Below are 25,029 nucleotides of genomic sequence, written 5' to 3' on the forward strand. Positions count from 1 at the left end.
TTGAAGTAAGCGGTCGTTAACTGGTGACTGGAGGTCGCTGATCGGGCATACTCACAGCGCAGAGCCGCTGGTCAGCAGCTTCCGAGACCCGGAAGCGCGCGCAGCGGCCGGAGCCATGAAAGACCAGGCGGCGCCGCCGGACCCCAGGCGCCCGTCGCCGATGTGCCCGAACAGGGAGGAGACCGTCGCCATGTCCGACCGCGCCCCGCAGCCGGTGGAGCGTCAGCTGCCCACCGACGAGGCCAGGGATCTGATCTCACTCGTCCGCGACATCGCGCAGCGTGAGATCGCCCCGAGGGCGGCAGAGGAGGAGGACGCCGGACGCTTCCCCCGCGAGGTCTTCAACCTCCTTTCGGACTCCGGCCTGCTCGGCCTGCCGTACGACTCCGAGTACGGCGGCGGCGACCAGCCGTACGAGGTCTACCTCCAGGTCCTCGAAGAGCTCGCCACCGCCCGGCTCACCGTCGGCCTCGGCGTCAGCGTGCACACCCTGGCCTGCTACGCGCTCGCCGCCTACGGAACCAAGCAGCAGCAGGTCGAGCACCTGCCCGCGATGCTCGGCGGCGGACTGCTCGGCGCGTACTGCCTCTCCGAGCCGGCCTCCGGCTCCGACGCCGCGTCCCTGCGGACCAAGGCGGTCCGGGAGGACGGGGGCCCCTCCCGGTCGAGCGGAGCCGAGAGCGGGGGAGACTGGGTGATCACCGGTACCAAGGCTTGGATCACCCACGGCGGCATCGCCGACTTCTACACCGTGATGGCCCGTACCGGCGAGGAGGGCTCCCGCGGGATCTCCGCGTTCCTGGTGCCCGGGGACGCCGAGGGGCTGAGCGGTGCCATGCCCGAGAAGAAGATGGGCATGAAGGGCTCGCCCACTGCCCAGGTCCACTTCGACGGTGTACGCGTCTGCGACGACCGGCGCATCGGCGAGGAGGGGCAGGGCTTCGCCATCGCCCTGTCCGCGCTCGACTCCGGCCGGCTCGGCATCGCGGCCTGCGCCATCGGCCTGGCCCAGTCGGCGCTGGACGAGGCGATCGCCTATGCCACCGAGCGGCGCCAGTTCGGGCACCCGATCTCCGACTTCCAGGGCCTGCGGTTCATGCTCGCCGACATGGCCACCCAGATCGAGGCGGGCCGGGCGCTGTACCTGGCGGCGGCGCGGCTGCGCGACGCGGGCCGGCCCTTCGCCAGGCAGGCGGCGATGGCCAAGCTGCACTGCACGGACACGGCGATGAAGGTGACGACGGACGCCGTGCAGATACTCGGCGGGTACGGCTACACCGCCGACTTCCCCGTCGAACGCTATATGCGCGAGGCCAAGGTCCTGCAGATCGTCGAGGGCACGAACCAGATCCAGCGAATGGTCATCGCCCGCCATCTGGCAGGCCCCGAGAGCCGCTGAACCGGTCGGGCCAGGCCGCGGGGGCGCCTCAGCGGTCCACGAGTTCGCTGAAGTACCCCTGCATGACCGTGGGGGCCGCCAGTTTGATCCACTCCGGATCGTGGCGGCCCGGCAGGGTGCGTCCCCGGTCGGCCCAGGCGCGCATCAGAGCGCGGTAGATGGGCGGGTCCTGCGGCTGCGGCGGCGGAACCGATCCTGCAGGCGGCGGCACGAAGAGCAGGCGCTGGCGCCCGGTCGCCGAGTACGTGGCGGTCATGCCTGGGCAACGCCGGGGTGGCCGGACAGGTCACCGGTGCGCCGAATCGTGCGTGCGTTCACGGACGTCCGGTCGCACCTCTGGCCACCCCCGGCCGTCTGACGTACCGTCAGGTCCACTTCCTCAAGGGGGCCTGCCGGTGGCTGACGACCGTCCCGTACCGCTCGACGAATACCCGGTGCACCAGGTCCCGCTGTCCATGAAGCAGGTGGCGACCGGGGACCGGAACGCCTACGACCGCTGCATCTTCCATGTCCTCGACCACGAGGGACGTGCCCTGCTCGTCCTCGGCCTCGGGGTCTACCCGAACGTCGGGATGATCGACGCGTACGCGACCCTGCGCACCGGAGACACCCTGCACGCCGTACGGGCCTCGGACGCGCTCGGCGACGACCGGATGCGGCTCGCCGTCGGACCGCTGCGCATCGAGGTCGAGGAGCCCCTGCGGCGGTTCCGTCTGACCTGCGACGACGCCATCTCGTACGACCTCACCTGGACCGCAGGCTTCCCGGCCCTGTGGGAGCCCCACCACCTCCAGCGCAGGGGCGGGCGGCTCACCCTCGAGGGGCGCCGCTTCGTCCAGGCGGGCCACGTGGAGGGGATCATTCGAACGGGGGACGAGGAGTTCCGCGTCACCGCCGCGGAGTGGACCGGCACCCGCGACCGCAGCTGGGGAGTGCGGCCGATCCCAGGGGAGGAGGGCGGACGGCTCGCCGAGGACCACCCGCCCGAGGGCTTCCACTGGATCTGGTGTCCCGTCCGCTTCGAGGACCGTTTCTTGATGGTCGTCGTGCAGGAGGACGCCGACGGCTACCGCACCCTGAACGACGCGACGCTCGTCGTCCCCGGCCACCGCGACCGCCAACTCGGCTGGCCCCAGGCGGAGATCGGCTACCGCTCGGGCACCCGCCATCCGGAACGCGCGCTCATCCATCTCGGCGACCCGCGACGGCCCCTGGAGCTGGAGGCGGAGATCCTGACCTCGTCCCCGCTCGCCATCGGCGCCGGCTATCCACCCGCCGACGACTGGCAGCACGGCACCTGGCGCGGCCGTGGCTGGACCGACCGCCGTACCTACGACCTCTCGGACCCCACCGCCCACCGGCTCGCGTCCTTCGGAGTCACCGACCACGCGGCCCGCTTCAGGCTCGACGGCCAGGTGGGCCACGGCATCTTCGAACACGGCTCGTTCGGGCGGCACGACCCGAGCGGCTTCACCGGCTTCGACTCGGTCGCGCCCTGAGGGAGGCGGAGATGGCCACGGCACCCCGACCCCGCACCACCACCCGCGACCCCGAGGAACTCACTCGCCGCCTCACCTCCTGGCTCGGCACCCGGCTGCCCGGCGCCAAGGCCGTCGGGGTCGCCGCCCCGGCCTCCAACGGCATGTCCAGCGAGACCCTGCTCTTCGACATCGAACATCCCGAACCTCCCTTGCGTACCTGTGCGTTGAGGCTCGCGGCGGACCCGGCGGCATACACGGTGTTTCCCGAGTACGACATGGTCCGCCAGTACCGCACGATGCGCCTGGTGGCCGCCCGCTCGGACCTCCCCGTGCCGAAGGCGCTCTGGCTGGAGGAGGACCCCGGACCGCTCGGCGCGCCGTTCTTCGTCATGGAGCGGGTCGACGGGCGCGTGCCGCCCGACGTCATGCCCTATACATACGAGGGCAGTTGGCTGCACGCGGCGACCGACGCCGAGCGCGAGCGCCTGGAGGCGGCCTCCGTCGCGCTCCTGGCCGAACTGCACGACCAGGTCCCGGCTGCGGAAGCCGCGTTCCTCGCCCTGCCCGGCGACGGCGACGCGCTCCGCAACCACGTCGCGTCCCAACGCGCCTACTACGAATGGGTCGTTGGCGGTCTGTCCCGTTCACCGCTCATCGAGGCCGCCTTCGACCGGCTGGCCGAACTGTGGCCGCGCGAGACCGGTGAACCCGTGCTCAACTGGGGTGACGCACGCATCGGGAACGTCGTCTACGAGGGCTTCGACCCCGTGGCCGTCCTCGACTGGGAGATGGCGGCACTCGCCCCGCGCGAGGTGGACCTCGGCTGGACCATCTATCTGCACCGCTTCTTCCACGACCTCACGGTCGCCTCCGGTCAGCGCGGACTGCCCGGCTTCCTGCGCCGCGAGCGGGTGGAGGAACGGTACGCGCGGCTGACCGGCCACACCCCGCGGGACATGGACTTCTACACCCTGTACGCCGCCCTGCGGCACGCGATCGTCATGCTGCGGGTCGCCTACCGGCAGGTGTACTTCGGTGAAGTCGCCGTCCCGGCGGACCCGGACACACTGATCCTGCACCACGGCAGTCTGCGTGCCATGGTGCAGGGCAGCTACTGGGACTGAGCGAGGCCGGTCGGCTCAGGCGGCGGCCTGGCGGCGCATCGCCGGTACATGCATCGGGCGCGAGCCCGGGCCGCCGACGTGCGAGAAGGGCTGCGTCCGCCAGTTCAGACCCTGGGGAAGCGTCAACAGGACGGCAGTGCCCTGCTCCTGCTGCCCGAGGGACTCGTCCGTGGGGCGGGCTTCGGCCGCCGCGCGGCCCGTGCCGGCACAGACCGTCAGCCCGAACGGGTTCCACGGCGAGGCGCACAGCGCGTGCTCCGGCAGGACGTCCTCGTCCGCCAGCAGGGCGATGGGCTGCGCGCAGTCCGGGCAGATCACCCGGTACATCTCGAAGGTGTCGTAGTCGTCGACGTCCTCCGTGTCGAAGGCGTCGGGTTCGACGCCCTCCGGCTCGGGCTCGACGACCAACTGCGGGCGCTTGGGCGCGGTACGACCAGGGCGCTTGGGATTCTGCATGGGATTCTCCCCCTCGGGCTGGGCCGTGAAGGCACTGCGGCCACGACCACAGCAAGCACTTCCCGTCCCATCTGGGCGGTAATCGCGAGTGCATCACGGAGCGCGCTCGAGCGCTGTGGCGTTCGTCACATGCCGATTGCAGGTGCCCGGTGCGGCGGGTTTGTCCCTCAGACGGCTCACAGCCTGCACCGCAGGACATCACGAACCGGTCATGACCTGGGCTGCTCGGGTATCCGAGGAGGTCAGGCGCACTGTAGGTTCTTGCGTCATGGAGGAGCTGGACCGTCAGATCGTGCAGCTGCTCGTCAAGGACGGGCGGATGAGCTACACAGACCTGGGCAAGGCCACAGGGCTGTCCACGTCGGCCGTGCACCAGCGGGTGCGCCGACTGGAACAGCGGGGGGTCATCCGCGGCTACGCAGCGGTCGTCGACCCCGAAGCGGTCGGGCTGCCCATGACCGCGTTCATCTCGGTGAAACCGTTCGACCCCAGCGCCCCCGACGACATCGCGGACCGCCTCGCCGACGTCCCCGAGATCGAGGCCTGTCACAGCGTCGCGGGCGACGAGAACTACATCCTCAAGGTCCGCGTGGCCACCCCGCACGAACTCGAGGAACTGCTCGCCCGACTTCGGTCGCTGGCGGGCGTGTCGACGCGTACGACGGTGGTGCTCTCGACGCCGTACGAGGCACGGCCGCCGAAGGTCTGAGAGGCCGCGGCGGGCCGGCGGAGGGGGTGCCGGTCGCTTCGCCGGCGACGCGCGCCGAGTTTCGCCGGCGGCGTGCCCCAAGTGCGGTGTGCGCCGTCTCACGCGAGACACTGTTCGGCATGAGTGAGCGCCCCGCCGACCCGAAGACCGTTCTGCTGCGCCGCGGGGAGGTCCACAGTCCCGCAGACCCCTTCGCCACCGCCATGGTCGTGGAGCGCGGCCAGGTGGCGTGGGTCGGTTCCGAGGGGGCGGCCGATGCCTTCGCGGACGGTGTCGACGAGGTGGTCGACCTGGACGGCGCCCTCGTCACCCCGGCCTTCAGCGACGCCCACGTCCACACCACGTCCACCGGCCTCGCCCTGACCGGCCTCGATCTCTCCGGGGCGCCGTCCCTCGAGGCGGCCCTGGCCCTCGTAGGGGACTTCGCCGCCGCCCGCCCCGACGACCGTGTCCTTCTCGGTCACGGCTGGGACGCCGCCCGCTGGCCCGGGGGCCGCCCGCCCATGCGCGCCGAGCTCGACCGGGCCACCGGCGGACGCCCGCTCTACCTCTCCCGGATCGACGTCCACTCGGCGGTCGTCACGACGGCCCTGCTGGACCTGGTCCCCGGCACCGTCTCCCGCGAGGACGCCCCGCTCACCAGCGACGACCACCACGCCGTACGCGCCGCCGCGCTCGGTGCGGTCGCACCCGCGCAGCGCGCCGAGGCCCAGCGGGCCGCCCTCGCGCACGCCGCCTCCCTGGGCGTCGGGTCCGTCCACGAGTGCGGCGGGCCCCGGATCTCGTCCGAGGACGACTTCACGAGCCTGCTGCGGCTCGCCGCCGAGGTGCCCGGCCCCAGGGTCGTCGGCTACTGGGCCGAGCAGGGCGACGAGGGCGTCGCCAGGGCACGGGAACTGGGCGCGCTCGGCGCCGCCGGCGACCTGTTCGTCGACGGCGCCCTCGGCTCGCACACCGCCTGCCTGCACCAGCCGTACGCCGACGCCGGCCACACCGGCACCGCCTACCTCGACGTGGACGCCGTCGCCGCGCATGTCGTGGCCTGCACCGAGGCGGGCCTCCAGGCGGGCTTCCACGCGATCGGCGACGCCGCCGTGACGACCGTGGTCGAGGGCGTGCGCACCGCCGCCGAGAAGCTCGGCACGGCCCGCGTCCGCGCCGCCCGCCACCGTGTCGAGCACGCCGAGATGCTCACCCCCGAGACCGTCGCAGCCTTCGCCGAGCTCGGTCTGACGGCTTCCGTCCAGCCCGCCTTCGACGCGCTGTGGGGCGGCGAGGACGGCATGTACGCCCAGCGCCTGGGCGCGGAGCGGGCCCGGCTGCTGAACCCCTTCGCGGCCCTGCTGCGGGCCGGTGTCCCGCTCGCCTTCGGCTCCGACAGCCCGGTCACGCCCCTCGACCCGTGGGGCACGGTTCGCGCGGCCGCCTTCCACCGGACGTCCGAGCACCGCGTCTCCGTCCGCGCCGCCTTCACCGCGCACACGCGCGGCGGGTGGCGGGCCATCGGCCGCGACGACGCGGGCGTCCTGGTGCCCGGAGCGCCCGCCGACTATGCCGTGTGGCGCACCGACGAGCTTGTCGTCCAGGCCCCCGACGACCGTGTCGCCCGCTGGTCGACCGACCCCCGTTCGGGTACACCTGGTCTGCCCGATCTGACCCCGGGCAACGACCTCCCGGTCTGTCTGCGCACCGTGGTGGGCGGCCGGACCGTGTTTGTACGGCCGGGCGAGTGATCTCCCGGGGTGGCGCGGTCGGGATCGGCCGCCGCCGCCCCGTCGCGCGACCTGCGCATCCTCCGCACCGACCGGGTGCTCGGGGGTGTTTTCGCAGGTCAAGCGAGTGTTGACAGCCAGCCGCAGGGGGCCGGTAGGTTCGGCCGAGTCCACCACCGGACGCCCGACCGGAGAGCCTCCGCGCACTCGTCGCAGCGCCGCTGAGTCAGGGACGGTGTGCCGCACCGGGGCATCGTCACTGGGAGCCAGGCTCAGCGCCCGCGCCGACGAGGGAACGTTCCGGCCGGTCGGGGAGGTGTGACCCGGGTGGGGCCCGGACGCTCAGTAGACAACGGCTTCAGGTCGACCCGCAGCCAGCGGGTCCCAGGTCGGCCCGAAGGGTGCCGGGCCCCCATCCGCAGCGCGCACAGTAGCCGAAAAGAGCCTTCTTACCCCGCTCTTGTGGAATCGACACCACCATACGAACGAGCTGTCACGTCGGCGCAGGCCGCGGCCACTATGGTGGGACCCCTGCGTACGACATGAAGGGGCAGCAGTGAACGACGGCGACGGGACCCTCGCGGCACAGGCCCAGGGGAGGCAGTTCAGCCCGCTCGGCACGGCCTTGGTGATCATCCCGACCTACAACGAGGCGGAGAACATCAAGTCCATCGTCGGCCGGGTGCGCAAGGCCGTCCCCGAGGCGCACGTTCTCGTGGCGGACGACAACAGCCCCGACGGCACCGGCAAGCTCGCCGACGAGCTGGCCGCCGAGGACGACCACGTCCAGGTGCTGCACCGCAAGGGCAAGGAGGGCCTCGGCGCCGCCTACCTCGCGGGCTTCCGCTGGGGCCTGGACAACGGCTACGGCGTGCTCGTCGAGATGGACGCCGACGGCTCCCACCAGCCCGAGGAACTGCCGCGTCTGCTCACCGCCCTCAAGGGTGCCGACCTCGTGCTCGGCTCGCGCTGGGTGCCCGGCGGCCGGGTCGTGAACTGGCCGAAGTCCCGCGAGTTCCTCTCGCGCGGCGGCAGCACCTACTCGCGCATCATGCTCGACGTGCCGATCCGGGACGTGACCGGCGGCTACCGCGCCTTCCGCCGCGAGACCCTCGAGGGCCTCGGGCTCGACAAGGTCGCCTCGCAGGGGTACTGCTTCCAGGTCGACCTGGCCCGGCGCGCGGTCAGGGCCGGCTATCACGTCGTCGAGGTGCCGATCACGTTCGTGGAGCGGGAACTCGGCGACTCCAAGATGAGCCGCGACATCGTCGTCGAGGCCCTGTGGCGGGTCACGGCGTGGGGCGTGGGGGAGCGGGTCGGCAGGATCACGGGCAAGGGCAGGCAGGCATAGCCCGGTCCCCGGGACCTCACGGGCCCCGGTGATCGCCTCCTTATCCCGCACTGAGCCGGGCCCAGGCACACTGGGAGCATGACGACTGGTGCTCCGACCTCTCCGCCCTCGACCCGGCCCCGGCGCTCGCGGCTGCGCAGGTTCCTGCCGCTGGGTGTGGCCGTGTGGCTGGTGCTGGAGATCTGGCTGCTGACCCTGGTCGCGGACGCGGCGAGCGGCTTCACGGTGTTCCTGCTGCTGCTCGCGGGCTTCGTCGCCGGCTCCGTGGTCATCAAGCGGGCCGGTCGACGCGCCTTCCAGAGCCTCAACGAGGCGCTGCAGCGCGGCGGCTCCCCGGAGCGCGGCGGCGGCAACGGCTTCATGATGCTCGGCGGCCTGCTGCTGATCATCCCCGGCCTGATCTCCGACGCGGTCGGCCTGCTGCTTCTGATCCCGCCGGTGCAGAAGACGCTGAGCCGCTACGCGGAGCGCGCCTTCGACCGCAAACTCCGCCAGGCGGGCCCCGGCTCGCTGGGCGACGCCTTCCAGCAGGTCCGCATCCACCGCCCCGACGGCAAGATCGTCCAGGGCGAGGTCATCAGGAACGACCGGGACGAGCCGGGCGACACCGCGTGGGAGCAGCGCCCGCCGCTGACGAGCTGAACCGCTCGGCGAGGGCATCACCTCTCGGCCCGGGGTGGCATCTTTCCGCCCGTCCGGCGTTTGCCGTCCGGCTTTTGAGGACGAGGCCTTTCGGGCCGAAGCGGGGGTCTGGGGGGCACCGCCCCCGGAGACGGTCACCCGTCGCACAGCTGCAGGGAAGACAGCCGCAGGGAAGAACGAAACCGCGGGCGCCGTACGTCGACTTCACGTACGGCGCCCGCGGTTGTTCACGTGCGCTGTTGTCGCGGCCCAGCCCCGCAGGGATTACGCGGACTTGCGGCTGTCCCGGGGGTGAACCGCGATGTTCATCGCCCCGGAGCGGAGCACTGCAAGGCGCTCCTCGAGGACCTCTTCGAGTTCCTCGCGGGTCCGCCGCTCCATCAGCATGTCCCAATGCGTACGCGCGGGCTTGGCCTTCTTCTCCTCAGGGCCGTCGCCGTCCACAAGGAGTGCCTGGGCACCACAGACCTTGCACTCCCACTCCGGCGGGATCTCCGCCTCGACCGAGAAGGGCATCTCGAAGCGGTGCCCCTTCTCGCATGCGTACTCCACGGCCTGGCGCGGGGCCAGGTCGATGCCGCGGTCCGTCTCGTAGCTGGTCACCACGAGGCGCGTACCGCGAAGAGCTCGCTCACTCATGAATCGTGCCTCCCGGGCTTGTCGCCCACAGGACAGGTGTCGCTGTCGTCGTCATCCGGTCAACGTCCGGTCGGCGGTAAAGATTCCCGTTCCGTGTCCCGTTCCGGGTCATGCGTCGCCGTCGTAGCCGCCCCTTGTTGTACCCACCGGCGCCCGGTTTGTCACATCTGCTAGCAGATGTCACCCAGCGTTTCGGCACCTTTGACGCGCAGTAACGGTACGCCTGGCAGGCCAAACGCGTACACTACCGCCCTTTCGTGTTGAGTGCTAAATCAGACCTAGATCTTTTCCGGAACCGGGTTGCCCGCGCCCTCGATCGCCCGCCGTACCGGAACCCGCGCGAGCAGCGCGAACCCGATGACGAAGAAGGCCACCAGCGAGATGATCGCGGAGCGATAGCTGCCGGTCAGCTGATACGTGAGCCCGAACAGAAGCGGGCCCAGCCAGCTCATGCCCCGATCGCTCATCTCGTAAGCGGAGAAGTACTCGGCTTCCTTGCCGGGCGGGACCAGATGGGAGAAGAGCGACCGGGACAGCGCCTGGCTGCCGCCCAGCACCAGCCCGATCCCGGACGCCAGCACGAAGAACCAGGCCGGGGCCCCGGCGGGCAGGAAGTATCCGGCCCCCAGCGTGACCGTCCAGGCGACCAGCGAACCGAGGATCGTGCGCTTCGCGCCGTAGGTCCGGGCCAGCCGTCCCATTCCCAGCGCGCCCGCCACCGCGAGCACCTGCACCAGGAGCACGGCCCCGATGAGCGTCGACTGTCCGAGCCCCAGTTCCTCGGAGCCGTAGACCGACGCCTGGGAGATCACCGTCTGGATGCCGTCGTTGTAGACGAGGTACGCCAGCAGGAAGGCGAGCGTCAGCGGATGCCGGCGCATGTCACGGACGGTCGCGACGAGCTGCCGCAGCCCGGCGGAGGTGGCTCCCGCCCCCGCTCGCGCTCCCGTCCCCGCCGCCGTCGACCGGCGGTCGCGCAGCCGTCGCAGCGGTATGAGCGTGAAGGCGCCCCACCACAGACCGGCCGCGGCCAGACAGATGCGGACCGCCGTCGTCTCGGAGACGCCGAAGCTGTCGTGCGCCATGTACAGGACGAGGTTGGCGACCAGGACGAGTGAGCCCGCCGCGTATCCGAAGGCCCAGCCCCGCGAGGAGACCGCGTCGCGTTCCTCGGGCGGGGCGATCTGCGGCAGATAGGCGTTGTAGAGCATCATCGCCACGGACTGCGCCGCGTTCGCGACGATCAGCAGCAGCCCGCCCAGCACATACCGGTCGCCGCCGAGGAAGAACATGCCGGTCGTCGCCGCGGCGCCGGTGTACGCGGCCGCCGCGAGCAGCGGCTTCTTACGGCCGCTGCGGTCCGCCGCGCTGCCCACCAGGGGCATCACCACGACCGCCAGGATCACCGACAGGGACACCGTGTAGGCGAAGAAGGAACCCGCCCGGACCGGGATGCCCAGCGGATGCACGAAGCCGTCCGCGTCCGCCGCCGACTCGGCCACCGATGTGAGGTAGGGGCCGAGGAACACGGTCAGCACGCTCGTCGAGTAGACGGAGCACGCCCAGTCGTAGAAATACCAGCCGCGCTGCTCGCGCCGCCGTTCGCCGGCCTCGTCGGCCGTCCCCACCCGCACGGTCTCGGTGCTCACCCGTGCCCTCGCTTCCCCGCAGAAGTGCCGTGCGAAGGCTCGTGCCGTGCCCCGGGGCGCTCAGACCCAGACGCCCCGGTCCTCCATGACCTTGCGCAACGTGTCGATGTGATCGGTCATGATGCCATCGACTCCCAGGTCGAGCAGCCGGTGCATCCGCTCGGGTTCGTTGATCGTCCACACGTGGACCTGCAGTCCGAGCGCATGGGCGGCCCGTACGAAGCGGTGGTCGACCACCGGCACGCCCGACTGCGACTCGGGCACCTGTGCGGCAACCGCCGACCGGCGCACCGCGGCCGGCAGCCCCCAGGAGCGCAGCCGCAGACTGAGCACCCCGCGCACGCCGAACGACGTGGCGAGGCGCGGCCCGGCCAGCCGCTGGGCGCGCAGCACGCGCGCCTCGGAGAAGGAGCCCACGCACACCCGGTCCCAGGCGTTGGTGCGCTCGATCAGCTCCAGCAGGGGCCGCAGGGCCGGCTCCGCCTTGGCGTCCACGTTCCAGCGCACGTCCGGGAAGGTCTCCAGGAGCTCCTCGAAGAGCGGCACCGGCTCGCTCCCCGCCACGCGCGCGTGCCGTATGTCCTCCCAGGGGAGGTCGCCGATCCGGCCCGCCCCGTCGGTGACCCGGTCGAGGGTGTCGTCGTGGAAGGCGACCAGCTTGCCGTCGGCGGTGGCGTGCACATCGGTCTCGATGTACCGGTAGCCGAGTTCGACCGCGCGCCGGAACTGCGCCACGGTGTTCTCCAGGCCGTCGGCGGCCCCGCCCCGGTGGGCGAAGGGAATGGGGCCGGGATGGTCGAGGTACGGGTGGCGTATCAGCGTGGTCACGGACGCAGTATCACCCTTTCGGGTGTACCGCTGGCAACGACGGTGCTGCCTTCCGATGCCGACGGGACCACGAGGACCCGCAGGAACAGCTGGGCCAGCGGGCCGATGGACAGCGCGTACAGCAGGGTGCCGACGTTGACGTTCCCGCCGAGCGCGAAGCCGGTGACCACGACCGCCATCTCGATGCCGGTCCGTATCAGCCGGAGGGAACGGCCCGTACTGCGGTGCAGCCCCGTCATCAGACCGTCGCGCGGGCCCGGGCCGAGGCCGGCCGAGATGTAGAGGCCGGTCGCCGCGCCGTTGAGCACGACTCCGGCGAGCAGCAGGGCGATCCGCACGGCCAGGGAGTGCGCCGCGGGGAGCAGGGCGAGCGTGCCGTCCATGGCGATGCCCACCACGAAGACATTGGAGACGGTGCCGATCCCCGGGCGCTGGCGCAGCGGGATCCACAGGAGCAGCACCGCCGCGCCCACGACGATCGACACGACGCCGATGGTCAGCCCTGTGAGCTCGGCGAGCCCCTGGTGCAGCACGTTCCAGGGCTCCAGGCCCAGGCCCGCCTCGACGAGAAGGGCGGAACTCGCGCCGTACAGTGCGAGCCCCGCGTACAGCTGGATCAACCGTCGCCCGAGACGGCCCTGCGTGGACAAGACATGCCCCCTGGTGTGGTGGTAGTGGCCTGACGCATGACACCCTGTGGCTTGCGAAGGAACGGCATCCATGGCCAATTCGGGGAAGGTGGACTGATCTTCATGGCGCAGTGGACCTCGGCGGTAGGTGCCGCGCAGCTCGGCCGGCTGCTCAACTCCCAGCAGGAGCGCCCCGCGGGCCCGGGCACCCGCCGCCCGCCCGCGTACCGCGCGCTCGCCGACGGCATCCGGCTGCTCGTGCTGGAGGGCCGGGTGCCGGTGGCCGCCCGGCTGCCCGCCGAGCGGGAGCTGGCGCTCGCTCTCTCCGTGAGCCGCACCACGGTCGCGGCGGCCTACGAGGCGCTGCGCACCGAGGGCTTCCTGGAGTCACGGCGCGGTGCCGGCAGCTGGACGGCCGTACCCGCCGGGAACCCGCTGCCCGCGCGGGGCCTCGAGCCGCTGCCGCCCGAGGCGCTGGGCTCCGTCATCGATCTCGGCTGCGCCGCGCTGCCCGCCCCTGAGCCATGGCTCACCCGGGCCGTGCAGGGCGCGCTGGAGGAGCTGCCGCCGTACGCCCACACCCATGGCGACTACCCGGCCGGACTGCCGGCCCTCCGGGCGATGATCGCCGAGCGCTACACCGCGCGCGGGATCTCCACCATGCCCGAGCAGATCATGGTGACGACCGGAGCGATGGGCGCCATCGACGCGATCTGCCATCTCTTCGCGGGCCGCGGCGAGCGCATCGCCGTCGAGTCCCCTTCCTACGCCAACATCCTCCAGCTGATGAGGGAGGCGGGGGCCCGACTGGTGCCGGTCGCGATGGCCGAGGGGCTGTCCGGCTGGGACATGGACCGCTGGCGGCAGGTGCTGCGGGACGCCGCGCCCCGGATCGCCTATGTCGTCGCCGACTTCCACAACCCCACCGGAGCGCTGGCGGACGAGGACCAGCGGCGCCGGCTGGTGGACGCGGCCCGCTCGGCGGGCACGGTGCTCGTCGCCGACGAGACGATGAGCGAGCTGTGGCTGGACGAGGAGTTCGCGAGCGGACCGAGGCCGCGCCCGGTGTGCAGCTTCGACCCGGCCGGCTCCACGGTGATCACGGTCGGCTCGGCGAGCAAGGCCTTCTGGGCGGGCATGCGGATCGGCTGGGTGCGTGCGGCACCGGACGTGATCCGCAGCCTGGTCGCCGCGCGCGCCTACGCCGACCTGGGTACCCCTGTACTGGAGCAGCTGGCCGTGAACTGGCTGTTCAGCACGGGCGGTTGGGAGCAGGCGGTCGACCTGCGGCGCGGTCAGGCCCGTGAGAACAGGGACGCGCTGGTGGCGGCGGTACGGCGGGAACTGCCCGGCTGGGAGTTCGAGGTGCCCAAGGGCGGTCTGACGCTGTGGGTGCGCGCGGGCGGCCTGTCGGGCTCGCGGCTCGCTGAGGCCGGGGAACGGGTCGGGGTCCGTGTCCCGTCCGGCCCCCGCTTCGGGGTCGACGGCGCCTTCGAGGGGTATGTGCGCCTGCCGTTCACCGTGGGGGGAGCGTTGGCCGAGGAGGCGGCGGCGCGCCTTGCCGCGGCGGCCCGGCTGGTCGAGGCCGGGGCGACCGGCGGTACCGAGCCACCGCGGACGTTCGTCGCGTAGGGGTCCGTGCGGTCAGGCCTGCTCGGCGGCCACGGCCTCCACCGGCACCGGCTCGGCCCCGGTGTCCACCGGCTGCGTGGGCTCGGCGTCCACCGGCGTCGTCCTTGCGGGCAGCAGCGCCAGCACCGCCTGCCGGTCGGCGTCGCTCGCGGCGTCGTCGTACGGGTCGGGGGTGGAGGGGACCTGAAGCCGGTGGACGGGCCCGTTGCCCAGACGGGCGTAGCCGCGTCCCGGCGGGACATGGGTGAGCGGGGTCGTGTGCGGCGGCGCCCCGAGCACCGCTTCCAGCTGCTCCGGCGCCGCCGGGCCGAGCACCACCCGCGCGCGCGTGTGCTGCCGCACCGGCTCGCTCAGCGCGTCCGCGCTGTCGAAGTGCTCGGCGACGACCACGGTCACATGGGCCGCACGGCCGTGCCGCAGCGGAACCTGGAGCAGGGCCTGCGGGTCCTTGCGGCCGTCCGCGGCGGCGAGATGGGTGAAGACACTGGGGCGGTCCAGGAGGATCCACAGCGGCCGCTTGGCGTCGTCCGGTGTCGGCTGCCCCGCCTGGCGGGCCCGGTTCGCCGCGATGAGCCGCCGCTCCGTCTCGTGCGCGGCCCACTCCAGGCTGGCCAGTGCCCCGGTCAGTCCGCACTCGACCGCCAGGACCCCGTTCCGGCCGGTGAGGCAGGCGTACTCGCCGGTGCTGCCGCCCTCGACGATCAGTACATCGCCGTGCTGCAGCGCCTGCAGGGCGACGCAGCGCAGGAGCGTCGAGGTGCCGCTGCCGGGCTGGCCGATGACCAGCAGATGCGGCTCGGTGGAGCGGATGCCGGTGCGCCAGACGACGGGCGGGACGTCGCGCTGTTCCTCGCCGTAGTCGAGGGGAAGCGTGCGCTGGACCTCGGAGGGGTCGGTGAAGCCGAGCACGGTTTCGCCCGGCGCGGTGACGAAGTGCTGGGCGGCGATGTCGGTGGGCAGGGGAGCGAGCACGGTGACCGCCAGCTGGTTGCCCTCCTCGTCCCAGGCGAAGTGGTACTCACGGCCGCGTCCGGCCTTCGCGGCGAGCAGATGCTCGATGCGTGCGCGGGCCTCGGCCTCCCCGTCCGGGAAGTACGCCGGGTAGCCGATGACGAGGCGGGACACCCGGCCCGCGTCGTCGAACTCGGTGGCGGAGAAGGACTTCTCCCACTCTCCGCCGTGGGTGTACTGCGGTGCCGGGTCGTCGGGGTGCGAGAAGTAGGGCACCAGCGCCTCGTAGAGCGACTGCAACCGCTGCACCTGGGACTCGTCGGGTCCCGCGGCCTCGGGTTCGGCCGACTGCCGGCCCTGCCAGGCTGCCGCCGCCATCAGCGTGATGACGGCGAGCAGCGGTCCGTACGGCACCAGCGCCACGACCAGGACGACCGAGGCCACCAGGAACAGCAGCGGCCCCCGCTTGTCCTTGGGCGTGTCCGCCCACTTGCGCCGCCCGGCCGTGGCCAGCCGGCGCAGTCCGCGGGTGACGGTGATCAGCGGATGGAGGACGTCGGTGGCACTGTCGGCCGCCGTCCGGGCCAGCTCCCGGCTCCGGGCGATCTGTGCGCTGCCGTTGCTCAGGATGCGGGGGAGGGGGCGCCGGGCCACTGCTGTCTCCTGTTGGTGCGTACGGGCGGGAGGGGCGGCGTCAGAACTTGATGCCGCCGAGCAGGCTCGCCAGGCTCTCGCCGCCTGCCTTGATGCTCGGGGCGATGGCCGTGCTGGCGAGGTAGAAGCCGAACAGCGATGAGACACAGGCGTGCGATGCCTTGAGGCCGTCCTTCCGGAAGAAGAGAAAGACGATGATGCCGAGCAGGACGACGCCTGACATGGAGAGAATCATTTGAGGTCTCCTGGTGTCGAGGGGGGACAGTCACCATGAGTTCTTCCAGGATCACAGCATGTATCCATACGACAAAAGGTGCAACTGAGTGGTTTTCGCCCGTTTTCCCTCTCTTGGTGGAACGGTCCGACCCGGTGGAGCAGCACTTATGGCCTCGGATGACCGGGAGCATTGCGCCCGATGACGGGCACTCTTGCGTTCGGCGGCCTTCGCGGTGATCTTTACCTCGGGCACATCGGGTCATGTGCCGCGGAAGCCAGTACCCTGGCGATTCACCCGTACGGCGGCAACCGCTCGCTGCCGTACGCTCCCCCAGTCCCGAAGTTCACAGGAGAGGCGGTCCGTCCGATGACAGAAGCCCCCGACCCCGAGGTCGTGGAGCTGGCGACCAAGATCTTCGATCTGGCGCGCCAGGGCCGGACCGAGGCGCTCGTGGCGTACGTCGACGCGGGCGTTCCGGCCAACCTCACCAATGACCGCGGGGACTGTCTGGTGATGCTCGCCGCGTACCACGGTCACGCCGACGCGGTGCGTGCACTGCTCGCCCGGGGCGCCGAGGCGGACCGGGTGAACGACCGGGGTCAAACCCCGCTAGCCGGGGCGGTGTTCAAGGGCGAGCAAGAAGTGATCAAGGCTCTTCTCGAAGGCGGCGCAGACCCCACCGCGGGTACTCCGTCGGCCATTGACACAGCGCGTATGTTCGGCAAGAAGGAACTCCTGGAATTGTTCGGCGCACAGTGATCCGAACGTCCTGACCAGGTACGACACAAAAAACGGGGGAGGCGGTAAAGGGCCGCCGGAAATACGGTCGCGGCAGGAGAAACCCGCGAGTCATCATGACGTCGTGATTCACGGACGCGATGGCTGGGCAGGTGTTGCCGCACCGCGCGGACCGTGATGCGGTCCGCACGGGCCACTGACGAGAGGCAGAGAGAAATGGTCAGCAGCAAGCAGAAGACGGCGGGCGCCCCGACGTTGTGTCACGCGGCCAGGTAGTGCGTGTTCCCCGGTTGCGTCGACGCTTGATGTGAGGCTGTTTCCCATGTTCGATCCGGTCATAGCGCCCAGCGGTACGCTGCTCGGCCTGCTTCAGCGGGGCCGCGGCGACGGCACGCTGCACGCGCTCACCGCCCCGCGTGCCGAGGCGCTCGCGGCACTGAACCACTGTGTGCTCCGCGACCCCCGCCACGACTGGCAGGTGGAGAACCGCTCCCTCTACTACGCCCGGCTCTACCTCGACCTCGACGGAGAGCTGGACGCCATCGAGGCCCATCTCTTCGACCCCGAGGACGTGCTCGACTCCGACGAGTCCCGCACCGGCCTCGCGCTCGCGGTCCTCGGGCACCTCGCCTCGTACGGCAGGCGGGACGCCCTCGCACTGCTGCGCAGGTACGCCGCCATCGGCTCCAACTGGGCCTGGGCCCTCGACGAACTCGCCCTGCGGGACGACGACGCGGGCCTGCGCGCCCTCGCCGCCCCCGTGCTGGCCCGTTTCGCCACCGACGCGGAGGGCGAGGCCGAGCTGGCCGTGGCCGTGCGGGACGCCTTCGAGCCCCGGCCATGGCGGCTGTGGGCCGAGGATCCGCGCGAATCCGTCGCCACCCGCGTACGTGCCGCCCAGGAGGCCGGCTGCTTCGACCGCTGGCAACGCCAGATGCGACCGAGCGGGCCCCGTCCGGGGTGGAGCGTGCAGGCGGTGTTCGAGTGGGCCCAGCAGGGTGTCGAACGCGGTGCCGCCCTCCATGTCCCGGCCGCCCGCTGCCTCGCCGCCGTCGCGGGTCCCGAGGACCGGCCGGAGATCGTCCGCGCCGCCAGGGAAGGCAGCGAAGGCGCCCGGTGTACCGCCTTGCGGTACTTGGCCGACAGCAACGACCCCGACGCCCTCGACCTGATCGAAGCCGCGGTGACCGACGGCACCACACCCGTCGTGGAAGCCGCCGTCGACGCCTTCGAGCGGATGCGCAGTATCGCCGCCGTCGACCGGGCCCGCGGCTGGGCCCACCGGCCCGACGCCCTCGGCGCCGCCGCCGGACGCATGCTCGCCTGCCGCGGCGGCACCCAGGACAGCGACCTCGTCCTCGGCGCGCTCCGCGAGGCCGTACGCGGCGAGGGCCCCGACGCGCCGACCCTGTGGACCCTCGTCGAGGGCGCCGGACGCCTCGGCATCATCTGTGCGGCGCCTGTTCTGCGCCATGTTTATCGCGAGACGGCCTCATCGCATCTACGCGGCCGCGCCGCTCGCGCCCTGGCCGCCACTGACCCCTCGTTCGCCGCGGGCTTCGCCGTCGAATGCCTGTGGGACTGCGAGGAGACCACCCGCGAAATCGCCGCCCGGCACGCCGAGACCGGCGACGCCCGGGTCGTCGAGCAACTGCGTCGGCTTGCCGCGGATCCGGCAGAGGAGGACGAGGTCCAGACAGCCGTACGGAGTCGGATCACGCCCGACGGGCCGGTCTCATGAACACGAGGTGACTCGCGGGTCAGGAGGGCATGGACGCGGTCTGACCTGCTCGGGTGTGCAGCGCAACGCTCATGGGACGTTTGTCGTCCGGAAAGATCCACTTTGACGCGGCCACGTCCAGTGCGGCGAGAACACCGGTATGCGTGTCGTCATCGTGACCGAATCCTTTCCCCCCGATGTGAACGGCGTGGCCCACTGCGCGCTCCAGACCGCCCGGCACCTCGTCGATCGCGGTCACGCTCCCCTCGTCGTCGCCCCGGCCCCCGCTCCCGGGAACAAGCCCGACGCCTCGGCGCCGTGCCCCGTCGTCCATGTCCCCTCCCTTCCGCTCCCGGGCTACCCCCAGGTCCGCGTCGCCCTGCCCAGCAGGCGCCTCGCCGCGGCGCTCATCGAGCACCGCGCCGATGTCGTGCACCTGGCCAGCCCCTTCATCCTCGGCGTCCGCGGCATGGCGGCCGCCGCCCGGCTCGGCATCCCCGCCGTGGCCGTCTACCAGACCGATCTGGCCGGCTACGCCCGCACATACGTGGGCGCCGGCGAGGCGGCCGCCTGGCGGCGCATCCGCTCCGTCCACTCCGCCGCCGACCGCACCCTCGCCCCCTCCAGCGCGGCGATGCACGACCTGGAGACGCACGGTGTGCCCCGGGTCAAGCTGTGGGCGCGTGGTGTGGACACCGTCCGTTTCCGTCCCGACCACCGTGACGACGCGCTGCGGCGCGAACTCGCCCCGAACGGCGAGCTGATCGTCGGCTACGTCGGCCGGCTCGCCCCCGAGAAGCAGGTCGAACTCCTGGCCGGTGTCTGCGGCCTGGAGGGCGTGCGGGTCGTGGTGGTGGGCGACGGGCCCAGCCAGGAGCCGCTGACCGAGGCCCTGCCCGGCGCGGTCTTCCTGGGGCGCCGCACCGGCGACGAACTCGCCCGGATCTTCGCCTCGCTGGACCTCTTCGTGCACACCGGCCCCTTCGAGACCTTCTGCCAGACCGTCCAGGAGGCCATGGCCAGTGGCGTGCCGGTGGTCGCACCGGCCGCCGGCGGTCCCCTCGACCTGGTCGACCACGGCCGCACCGGGTTCCTGGTGCCGCCGCGCGACGCGGACGCCGTACGGGATGCCGTGCGGGCCCTGGCAGCCGACCCGGCACTGCGTGCCGACTTCGGAGCCACCGCGCGGGCGACGGTCGAGGGCCGCACCTGGGCCGCTGTGGGCGACCAGCTGATCGCCCACTACGACGACGTGCTCGCCGAGCGCCGGGCGGTGGTGGCGGCATGACCACCGACGCCCTGCGCATCGTGCGGCTCGCCAACTTCGTCGCCCCCGCCTCGGGCGGTCTGCGCACGGCGCTGCGGGAGCTGGGCAAGGGCTTCCGCACCGCCGGCCACGAGCCGGTGCTGATCGTGCCGGGCGAGCGGCACACCGACCAGGACACCGAGCAGGGCCGGGTCATCACCCTGCCCGGCCCGCTGCTGCCGGGTACCGGTGGCTACCGCGTCCTCACCGACAAGCGGCGCGTCGCCGCCCTCCTGGAGGAACTGGGCCCGGACCGCCTGGAGGTGTCCGACCGGACGACGCTCCGGTGGACCGGCAGGTGGGCCCGGCGGGCCCGGGTCCCCGCCGTGATGGTGTCCCACGAGACCGCCGACGGCGTGCTGCGCACCTGGGGCGTGCCGGAGAACCTGTCCCGCCGGGCCGCCGACTCCCTCAACATCCGTACCGCCCACACGTACTCGCGGGTCGTGTGCACCACGGAGTTCGCCGAGCGGGAGTTCGTGCGCATCGGCGCGCGCAACGTCGTACGGGCTCCGCTCGGCGTCGATCTGATGGAGCGGCACCCCTCCCTGCGGGACCCGGGCCTGCGGACCCGGCACGCCCGCCCGGACGAGGCGCTGCTGGTGATGTGCTCCCGGCTGTCCGTGGAGAAGCGGCCGGGCACCGCGCTCGACGCCCTGGACGCGCTGCTGCGGCGCGGGCGGCGGGCGGTGCTCGTGGTGGCCGGAGACGGACCGCTGCGGGCGCGCCTGGAGCAGCGGGCGCGCGAGCGCGGGCTGCCGGTGACCTTCCTGGGGCACGTCTCCGACCGGGGAGCACTGGGCGCGCTCCAGGCCTCCGCCGACGTGTCCCTGGCGCCCGGGCCGGCCGAGACCTTCGGGCTCGCCGCCCTGGAGGCCATGGCGTGCGGTACGCCCGTCGTCGCGAGCGCGTCGTCCGCGCTGCCCGAGGTGATCGGGTCCGCGGGCGCCACGGCGGCCGACCACGGCGAGGCCTTCGCCGACGCGATCGCGACGCTCCTGGAGCGGGCCGAGCCCGAGCGCCGGGAGTCGGCACGCGCGCGGGCGGAGTGCTTCGGGTGGGGAACGGCGGTGGAGGCGTTCCTCGCGGCGCACGATGCGTCGGTGCTGCCCCGCGCTGCGGGGGAGGAGGCGGACGGGCACGGCACCTCGGCACCGTCCCGTCGCGTCGTCCCGGAGGGCGTCGTATGAGACCCGTCCGCTTCGTCGCCCTCGGGGACTCGCTGACCGAGGGCGTGGGCGACCCCGCCGGTGACGGGTGGCGCGGCTGGGCCGCGCTGCTGGCCGGGGGGCTCTCGGAGAACCCGGTCGAGTTCACCAACCTCGCGGTCAGCGGGGCACAGACGCGCGACGTCCTGGAGCGCCAGACCCCGGCCGGACTGGAGCTGCGCCCGGATGTCGTGTCCGTCGTCATCGGCGTCAACGACACCCTGCGCTGCACCTTCGACATCCACGCGGTGGCCGCACGGCTCGACAAGGTCTACGCGGCCTTCACCCGACAGGGCGCGGTCCTGCTCACGGCCTGCCTGCCCGACCCCGGCGCGATGCTGGGGCTCCCGGGTGCCCTCGCCCGCCCGCTGGCCCGGCGGCAGCGGGCGGTGAACGCGGTCGTGCACGCGCTGTCCGACCGCTACGGCGCCGTCCACCTGCACGCCGCGGAGGGCCTCTGGCTCACCGACCGTGCCATGTGGAGCGCGGACCGGCTCCATCCCGGCGAGCGCGGCCACCGGCAGCTGGCGCTGCGCTTCCACGCGCTGCTCGCCGGCGCGGGCTTCGCGACCGGGACCACGCCCTCGCCCGAGCCTGAGTTCGCGGCGCCCACCAAGTCGGCGAGCCTGTGGTGGCTGGCCACCGCCGGCACCGCCTGGGTGGCCAGGCGCTGCACCGACCTGCTGCCGCAGCTGCTGAGGCTGGCCGCCGACGAGATGCGGCACCGCGCGCGGGGCACCAGCGCCCGCCTCGACCTGCGGACGTCCGCCGCGGTGTCGGCCGCGCTGGCCGCCCTGTCCGTCGCGGAGCAGCCGGACGCGGCATGACGGCTCAGCGGCGGCGTACGGCCACGAAGCGGACCGGGGTGCCCGGCACCGCCTGCGCGGCCGCCGGGAGGTCGGTGGCGCGGACCACCGCGATCACCGGGTAGCCCCCGGTGGTCGGGTGGTCCGCGAGAAAGACCACCGGGCGGCCGTCCGGCGGCACTTGGACCGCGCCCAGCACCATGCCCTCACTGGGGAGCTCGCCGGGAACGGCCCGTTCCAGCGCGGGCCCCTCCGTGCGCAGCCCGATGCGGTTGCTGGCCGACGACACTCGGTAGGGGCGTGCGGTGAAGTCGCGAACGGCCCGTGGCGTGAACCAGTCGTCGCGCGGGCCCGGCGTCACGCGCAGGACGAGCTCGGACGGTGGCCGCGGCTGCGGCGCGACGTCCACGCGCGCGTGCAAACCGGTCGGAGCGCCCAGCGGCAGCACCGCGCCGTCCGCGAGCGGCGCCGGGCCGAGGCCGGACAGCAGATCTGTGGAGCGGCTGCCGAGGACCGGCTCGACGGCGATGCCGCCGGAAACGGCAAGGTAACCGCGTACTCCGGCGACGGCCGTGCCCACCTCCAGCACTTCCCCGGCCGGAACCACGACCGGGGCGCCCCAGGCGACCGGCCGCCCGCCCACCGTGACGGGGCACGGGGCACCTCCGACCGCCGCGGTGACCGTCGAACGGGGCCGTACGGCACAGCCGTTGAGGGTCGTCTCCAGGACTGCGGCGTCGGGCGGGTTGCCGACCAGCCGGTTGACGAGCGCCGCGGCGGGCGCGTCGAGAGCTCCGGAACGGGGCACACCGAGGTGGGCGTACCCGGGCCGCCCGCTGTCCTGCACGGTGGTCAGCGCCCCGGCCCGTACGACGACGAGCGCGCGGTCGGTCATGCGTCGCCCGCCGGTGCGAGGTCGTCCACCGGTACGAAGCCGTCCACCGGTGTGAGGTCGTCCACCGGTATGAAGCGGACGCGCGTCCCCGGTGACAGCAGCGCGGCCGGCACGCGCGCGTGGTCCCACAGGACCGCGTCCGTCGTACCGATCAGCTGCCAGCCGCCCGGCGACGAACGCGGATACACACCCGTGTACGGGCCCGCGAGCGCCACGGCACCGGCCGGCACGGCGGTACGCGGAGTGGCCCGGCGCGCCACGTCATAGCGGTCCGGGAGACCGGTGAGGTAGCCGAAGCCGGGCGCGAAGCCGCAGAAGGCGACGGTGAATTCGGTGGCCGCGTGGATGCGGGCCACCTCCTGCTCGGACACCTTCCAGTGCGCGGCGACCTCGGCGAGGTCCGGGCCGTCGTAACGCATGGGAAGCTCGATCGCCGCACGTGTGCGTGCAGGAGCGGGCGGTATCTCGGAGGCGGTCAGTTCGGATGCCCAGCGGTCGGGGTCGTCCAGGCCGTCGAGGAGGACCGTACGGGCCGCCGGGACGATCTCGCGGACGGCCAGGGAGCCCTCCGCGCGGCGGCGCAGCAGCTCCGCGTGCAAGGCCTGGGCCTCCGCGCCGGACGACACCTCGACGAGCAGCGCGCTGTCGCCGACGGGCAGGGCCCTCATGCGAAGGCCTCCACCCGGACGCCCGCCTCCGTCAGCCGCGCGCGCACCCGCCGGGCCAGCTCCACGGCGCCCGGAGTGTCCCCGTGCAGGCACAGCGAGCGGGCACGCACCTCAATACGCGCGCCGGAGTGCGCGTCGACAGCGCCGGAGCGCGCCAGATCCACCGAGCGCTCGACGACCGTCTCCGGGTCGCTGACCACCGCGCCGTCCTGCCCGCGCGGCACGAGTGTCCCCTCGTCGGTGTACGCGCGGTCCGCGAACGCCTCCGCGACGGCGGGCAGCCCCGCCTTCTCCGCCACCTCCAGCAGGCGCGAGCCGGGCAGCCCGAGGACGGGGAGCGAGGCGTCCGCGAGGAGCACGCCGTCGATCACCGCCCGGGCCTGTTCCTCGTCGTGCACGACCCGGTTGTAGAGCGCGCCGTGCGGCTTCACATAGGCCACGTGCGCCCCCGCCGCGCGCGCGAAGACCTCCAGGGCGCCGATCTGGTACGCCACTTCGGCCGCCAGCTCGGCGGGCGGCACGTCCATCGCGCGCCGCCCGAACCCCGCCAGGTCCCGGTAGGAGACCTGTGCGCCGATCGTCACACCTCGCTCGGCCGCCAGCTCGCACACCCGGCGCATGGTGGCCGCGTCCCCGGCGTGGAAGCCGCAGGCCACGTTGGCGCTGGTGACGACGGACAGCAGCTGTTCGTCGTCGGTCAGCCGCCAGCGGCCGAAGCCCTCGCCGAGGTCGGCGTTGAGATCGATCGCGGTCATGGATCCTGTTGCCTCCGGTCTTCGTGTCGTGCTGTCAGGCGACGCGGTACTGCTCGTCGCGGGCGTCCGTGAGGAACATCTGGCCGGGTGCGTGGGTGATGGCGAACGGCGGACGCGAGGCCGTCACCGCCGCCTGGGGCGTCACTCCGCAGGCCCAGAACACCGGGATGTCGTCCGGTCCGGCAGTCACGGGGTCGCCGAAGTCGGGGCTGCCGAGGTCGTCGATGCCGAGTGCCGAGGGGTCGCCGCAGTGCACGGGGCTGCCGTGCACCGCCGGGAACAGACTGCTCTCCCGGATCGCGGTGGCCAGGTGCTCCGGCGGCACCGGGCGCATGGACACCACCATGGGCCCGCTCAGCCGCCCCGCGGGACGGCACTGCCGGCTGGTCACGTACATCGGGACGTTGCGGCCCTGCTCGACATGGCGGATCGGGACGCCCGTCCCGGCGAGCGCCCACTCGAAGGTGAAGCTGCAGCCGATCAGGAACGACACCAGGTCGTCGCGCCAGTGGGCCAGCACGTCCGTCGGCTGCTCCACCAGCTCCCCGTCCCGCCACACCCGGTAGCGGGGCAGATCGGTGCGCAGGTCCGCGCCCTCGGCCAGGACCGTGGTCCAGGCACCGGCGTCCGTGACGTCGAGGACCGGACAGGGCTTGGGATTGCGCTGGCAGAACAGCAGCATGTCGTAGGCCCAGTCGGCGGGCACCGAGATGAGGTTGGCCTGGGTGTGGCCCGCCGCGATCCCGGCCGTGGGGCCCGCCAGGCCCGCACGGAAGCGGGCCCGCGCGGTTTTCGCGCTCCACGCGTGCGCGTGCTCGTCGACAAGGGTCAGGGGACGGTCCTGCGTACGGTTCACCCCG

General features: G+C 72.6%; 25 protein-coding genes. 13 read left to right on the forward strand and 12 right to left on the reverse strand.

The window, feature by feature from the left end; all coding sequences use genetic code 11:
• Nucleotides 1–190: 190 nt before the first annotated feature.
• On the forward strand, nucleotides 191–1,399 hold the full coding sequence (locus Q8A52_RS39820; RefSeq protein ID WP_316761130.1) for an acyl-CoA dehydrogenase family protein: 1,209 nt from the start codon (nucleotides 191–193) through the stop codon (nucleotides 1,397–1,399).
• Nucleotides 1,400–1,427: 28 nt separating this feature from the next.
• On the opposite strand, the gene Q8A52_RS39825 is transcribed toward Q8A52_RS39820, so the two are convergent.
• On the reverse strand, nucleotides 1,428–1,655 hold the full coding sequence (locus Q8A52_RS39825; RefSeq protein WP_316761135.1) for a hypothetical protein: 228 nt from the start codon (nucleotides 1,653–1,655) through the stop codon (nucleotides 1,428–1,430).
• Nucleotides 1,656–1,794: 139 nt separating this feature from the next.
• Between Q8A52_RS39825 and Q8A52_RS39830 the strand changes: the two genes are divergently transcribed.
• Nucleotides 1,795–2,898: a hypothetical protein gene (locus tag Q8A52_RS39830; RefSeq protein WP_316761138.1), complete on the forward strand. Its 1,104-nt coding sequence runs from the start codon at nucleotides 1,795–1,797 to the stop codon at nucleotides 2,896–2,898.
• A gap of 11 nt (nucleotides 2,899–2,909) precedes the next feature.
• A complete protein-coding gene (locus Q8A52_RS39835) occupies nucleotides 2,910–4,004 on the forward strand; it encodes a phosphotransferase family protein (protein WP_316761141.1) in 1,095 nt (364 codons plus the stop codon).
• 15 nt (nucleotides 4,005–4,019) lie between these two features.
• Here Q8A52_RS39835 and Q8A52_RS39840 read toward each other — a convergent pair whose 3' ends face one another.
• Nucleotides 4,020–4,460, reverse strand: a complete 441-nt coding sequence (locus Q8A52_RS39840; protein WP_316761144.1) for a hypothetical protein — start codon at nucleotides 4,458–4,460, stop codon at nucleotides 4,020–4,022.
• Nucleotides 4,461–4,728: 268 nt separating this feature from the next.
• On the opposite strand from Q8A52_RS39840, the gene Q8A52_RS39845 reads away from it, so the two are divergent.
• The 4 genes from Q8A52_RS39845 to fxsA all read left to right on the forward strand — a co-directional run bounded on the left by Q8A52_RS39845 (nucleotide 4,729) and on the right by fxsA (nucleotide 8,874).
• Nucleotides 4,729–5,169, forward strand: coding sequence for an Lrp/AsnC family transcriptional regulator (locus Q8A52_RS39845; RefSeq protein ID WP_316761147.1), 441 nt, complete (start codon nucleotides 4,729–4,731; stop codon nucleotides 5,167–5,169).
• Nucleotides 5,170–5,288: 119 nt separating this feature from the next.
• A complete protein-coding gene (locus Q8A52_RS39850) occupies nucleotides 5,289–6,902 on the forward strand; it encodes an amidohydrolase (protein WP_316761151.1) in 1,614 nt (537 codons plus the stop codon).
• Between the two features lie 535 nt (nucleotides 6,903–7,437).
• Complete coding sequence (locus tag Q8A52_RS39855; RefSeq protein ID WP_316761153.1) at nucleotides 7,438–8,232, forward strand: polyprenol monophosphomannose synthase; 795 nt, start codon at nucleotides 7,438–7,440, stop codon at nucleotides 8,230–8,232.
• Between the two features lie 78 nt (nucleotides 8,233–8,310).
• Nucleotides 8,311–8,874, forward strand: a complete 564-nt coding sequence (gene fxsA / locus Q8A52_RS39860; protein ID WP_316761155.1) for an FxsA family membrane protein — start codon at nucleotides 8,311–8,313, stop codon at nucleotides 8,872–8,874.
• A gap of 264 nt (nucleotides 8,875–9,138) precedes the next feature.
• On the opposite strand, the gene Q8A52_RS39865 is transcribed toward fxsA, so the two are convergent.
• The 4 genes from Q8A52_RS39865 to yczE form a co-directional block, all read right to left on the reverse strand.
• Nucleotides 9,139–9,513 carry an RNA polymerase-binding protein RbpA gene (locus tag Q8A52_RS39865; RefSeq protein WP_003977404.1) on the reverse strand — a complete coding sequence of 125 codons (375 nt, stop codon included), beginning with the start codon at nucleotides 9,511–9,513 and terminating at the stop codon, nucleotides 9,139–9,141.
• 278 nt (nucleotides 9,514–9,791) lie between these two features.
• Nucleotides 9,792–11,162: an MFS transporter gene (locus tag Q8A52_RS39870; RefSeq protein ID WP_316761157.1), complete on the reverse strand. Its 1,371-nt coding sequence runs from the start codon at nucleotides 11,160–11,162 to the stop codon at nucleotides 9,792–9,794.
• A 60-nt stretch (nucleotides 11,163–11,222) separates the two neighbouring features.
• A complete protein-coding gene (locus Q8A52_RS39875; RefSeq protein WP_316761158.1) occupies nucleotides 11,223–11,990 on the reverse strand; it encodes a glycerophosphodiester phosphodiesterase in 768 nt (255 codons plus the stop codon).
• A complete protein-coding gene (yczE, locus tag Q8A52_RS39880; protein WP_316761160.1) occupies nucleotides 11,987–12,640 on the reverse strand; it encodes a membrane protein YczE in 654 nt (217 codons plus the stop codon). Before yczE ends, Q8A52_RS39875 begins: the two co-directional genes overlap by 4 nt.
• Nucleotides 12,641–12,742: 102 nt before the next feature.
• On the opposite strand from yczE, the gene Q8A52_RS39885 reads away from it, so the two are divergent.
• Entirely contained in the window at nucleotides 12,743–14,251 is a 1,509-nt protein-coding gene (locus Q8A52_RS39885) for an SCO1417 family PLP biosynthesis transcription factor (protein WP_316761162.1), read from the forward strand.
• Nucleotides 14,252–14,263: 12 nt separating this feature from the next.
• Here the strand turns inward: Q8A52_RS39885 and Q8A52_RS39890 are convergent, their stop codons facing one another.
• Both Q8A52_RS39890 and Q8A52_RS39895 read right to left on the reverse strand, forming a co-directional pair.
• Entirely contained in the window at nucleotides 14,264–15,856 is a 1,593-nt protein-coding gene (locus Q8A52_RS39890) for a hypothetical protein (protein WP_316761164.1), read from the reverse strand.
• Nucleotides 15,857–15,896: 40 nt separating this feature from the next.
• The gene (locus Q8A52_RS39895) at nucleotides 15,897–16,091 is read right to left on the reverse strand and encodes a hypothetical protein (protein ID WP_235455802.1); all 195 of its coding nucleotides are present in this window, start codon (nucleotides 16,089–16,091) and stop codon (nucleotides 15,897–15,899) included.
• A 348-nt stretch (nucleotides 16,092–16,439) separates the two neighbouring features.
• Between Q8A52_RS39895 and Q8A52_RS39900 the strand changes: the two genes are divergently transcribed.
• From Q8A52_RS39900 to Q8A52_RS39920, 5 genes are all read left to right on the forward strand, one after another.
• Complete coding sequence (locus Q8A52_RS39900; protein WP_316761169.1) at nucleotides 16,440–16,832, forward strand: ankyrin repeat domain-containing protein; 393 nt, start codon at nucleotides 16,440–16,442, stop codon at nucleotides 16,830–16,832.
• Nucleotides 16,833–17,133: 301 nt separating this feature from the next.
• Nucleotides 17,134–18,552: a HEAT repeat domain-containing protein gene (locus Q8A52_RS39905; RefSeq protein WP_316761172.1), complete on the forward strand. Its 1,419-nt coding sequence runs from the start codon at nucleotides 17,134–17,136 to the stop codon at nucleotides 18,550–18,552.
• A gap of 139 nt (nucleotides 18,553–18,691) precedes the next feature.
• Nucleotides 18,692–19,819 (forward strand): glycosyltransferase family 4 protein, encoded by a 1,128-nt coding sequence (locus Q8A52_RS39910; RefSeq protein ID WP_316761174.1) that lies wholly within the window; start codon nucleotides 18,692–18,694, stop codon nucleotides 19,817–19,819.
• Nucleotides 19,816–21,027, forward strand: coding sequence for a glycosyltransferase (locus Q8A52_RS39915; RefSeq protein ID WP_316761176.1), 1,212 nt, complete (start codon nucleotides 19,816–19,818; stop codon nucleotides 21,025–21,027). Before Q8A52_RS39910 ends, Q8A52_RS39915 begins: the two co-directional genes overlap by 4 nt.
• Nucleotides 21,024–21,872, forward strand: a complete 849-nt coding sequence (locus Q8A52_RS39920) for an SGNH/GDSL hydrolase family protein (RefSeq protein WP_316761179.1) — start codon at nucleotides 21,024–21,026, stop codon at nucleotides 21,870–21,872. The genes Q8A52_RS39915 and Q8A52_RS39920 overlap by 4 nt, the downstream gene beginning before the upstream one ends.
• 4 nt (nucleotides 21,873–21,876) lie before the next feature.
• Here the strand turns inward: Q8A52_RS39920 and Q8A52_RS39925 are convergent, their stop codons facing one another.
• The 4 genes from Q8A52_RS39925 to Q8A52_RS39940 are packed head-to-tail and all read right to left on the reverse strand — an operon-like array spanning nucleotide 21,877 to nucleotide 25,025.
• The gene (locus tag Q8A52_RS39925; protein ID WP_316761181.1) at nucleotides 21,877–22,746 is read right to left on the reverse strand and encodes a 5-oxoprolinase subunit C family protein; all 870 of its coding nucleotides are present in this window, start codon (nucleotides 22,744–22,746) and stop codon (nucleotides 21,877–21,879) included.
• The gene (locus tag Q8A52_RS39930) at nucleotides 22,743–23,414 is read right to left on the reverse strand and encodes a 5-oxoprolinase subunit B family protein (protein WP_316761183.1); all 672 of its coding nucleotides are present in this window, start codon (nucleotides 23,412–23,414) and stop codon (nucleotides 22,743–22,745) included. Before Q8A52_RS39930 ends, Q8A52_RS39925 begins: the two co-directional genes overlap by 4 nt.
• Nucleotides 23,411–24,169, reverse strand: a complete 759-nt coding sequence (locus Q8A52_RS39935; RefSeq protein ID WP_316761186.1) for a LamB/YcsF family protein — start codon at nucleotides 24,167–24,169, stop codon at nucleotides 23,411–23,413. Before Q8A52_RS39935 ends, Q8A52_RS39930 begins: the two co-directional genes overlap by 4 nt.
• 34 nt (nucleotides 24,170–24,203) lie before the next feature.
• Nucleotides 24,204–25,025, reverse strand: a complete 822-nt coding sequence (locus tag Q8A52_RS39940) for a putative hydro-lyase (RefSeq protein WP_316761257.1) — start codon at nucleotides 25,023–25,025, stop codon at nucleotides 24,204–24,206.
• Between the last annotated feature and the right edge of the window lie 4 nt (nucleotides 25,026–25,029).

Origin of the sequence: Streptomyces herbicida (genome assembly GCF_032656585.1) — a bacterium.
Classification (GTDB): domain Bacteria; phylum Actinomycetota; class Actinomycetes; order Streptomycetales; family Streptomycetaceae; genus Streptomyces; species Streptomyces herbicida.

What these genes read in the sequence shown, in the direction of transcription:
- Q8A52_RS39825 (WP_316761135.1), bottom strand. Translation starts at nt 1,655, where the DNA reads ATGACCGCCACGTACTCGGCGACCGGGCGCCAGCGCCTGCTCTTCGTG.
- Q8A52_RS39850 (WP_316761151.1), top strand. Translation starts at nt 5,289, where the DNA reads ATGAGTGAGCGCCCCGCCGACCCGAAGACCGTTCTGCTGCGCCGCGGG.
- Q8A52_RS39895 (WP_235455802.1), bottom strand. Translation starts at nt 16,091, where the DNA reads ATGATTCTCTCCATGTCAGGCGTCGTCCTGCTCGGCATCATCGTCTTT.
- Q8A52_RS39925 (WP_316761181.1), bottom strand. Translation starts at nt 22,746, where the DNA reads ATGACCGACCGCGCGCTCGTCGTCGTACGGGCCGGGGCGCTGACCACC.
- fxsA (WP_316761155.1), top strand. Translation starts at nt 8,311, where the DNA reads ATGACGACTGGTGCTCCGACCTCTCCGCCCTCGACCCGGCCCCGGCGC.
- Q8A52_RS39900 (WP_316761169.1), top strand. Translation starts at nt 16,440, where the DNA reads ATGACAGAAGCCCCCGACCCCGAGGTCGTGGAGCTGGCGACCAAGATC.
- Q8A52_RS39910 (WP_316761174.1), top strand. Translation starts at nt 18,692, where the DNA reads ATGCGTGTCGTCATCGTGACCGAATCCTTTCCCCCCGATGTGAACGGC.
- Q8A52_RS39840 (WP_316761144.1), bottom strand. Translation starts at nt 4,460, where the DNA reads ATGCAGAATCCCAAGCGCCCTGGTCGTACCGCGCCCAAGCGCCCGCAG.
- Q8A52_RS39930 (WP_316761183.1), bottom strand. Translation starts at nt 23,414, where the DNA reads ATGAGGGCCCTGCCCGTCGGCGACAGCGCGCTGCTCGTCGAGGTGTCG.
- Q8A52_RS39915 (WP_316761176.1), top strand. Translation starts at nt 19,816, where the DNA reads ATGACCACCGACGCCCTGCGCATCGTGCGGCTCGCCAACTTCGTCGCC.
- Q8A52_RS39865 (WP_003977404.1), bottom strand. Translation starts at nt 9,513, where the DNA reads ATGAGTGAGCGAGCTCTTCGCGGTACGCGCCTCGTGGTGACCAGCTAC.
- Q8A52_RS39935 (WP_316761186.1), bottom strand. Translation starts at nt 24,169, where the DNA reads ATGACCGCGATCGATCTCAACGCCGACCTCGGCGAGGGCTTCGGCCGC.
- Q8A52_RS39835 (WP_316761141.1), top strand. Translation starts at nt 2,910, where the DNA reads ATGGCCACGGCACCCCGACCCCGCACCACCACCCGCGACCCCGAGGAA.
- Q8A52_RS39905 (WP_316761172.1), top strand. Translation starts at nt 17,134, where the DNA reads ATGTTCGATCCGGTCATAGCGCCCAGCGGTACGCTGCTCGGCCTGCTT.
- Q8A52_RS39820 (WP_316761130.1), top strand. Translation starts at nt 191, where the DNA reads ATGTCCGACCGCGCCCCGCAGCCGGTGGAGCGTCAGCTGCCCACCGAC.
- Q8A52_RS39885 (WP_316761162.1), top strand. Translation starts at nt 12,743, where the DNA reads ATGGCGCAGTGGACCTCGGCGGTAGGTGCCGCGCAGCTCGGCCGGCTG.
- Q8A52_RS39845 (WP_316761147.1), top strand. Translation starts at nt 4,729, where the DNA reads ATGGAGGAGCTGGACCGTCAGATCGTGCAGCTGCTCGTCAAGGACGGG.
- Q8A52_RS39920 (WP_316761179.1), top strand. Translation starts at nt 21,024, where the DNA reads ATGAGACCCGTCCGCTTCGTCGCCCTCGGGGACTCGCTGACCGAGGGC.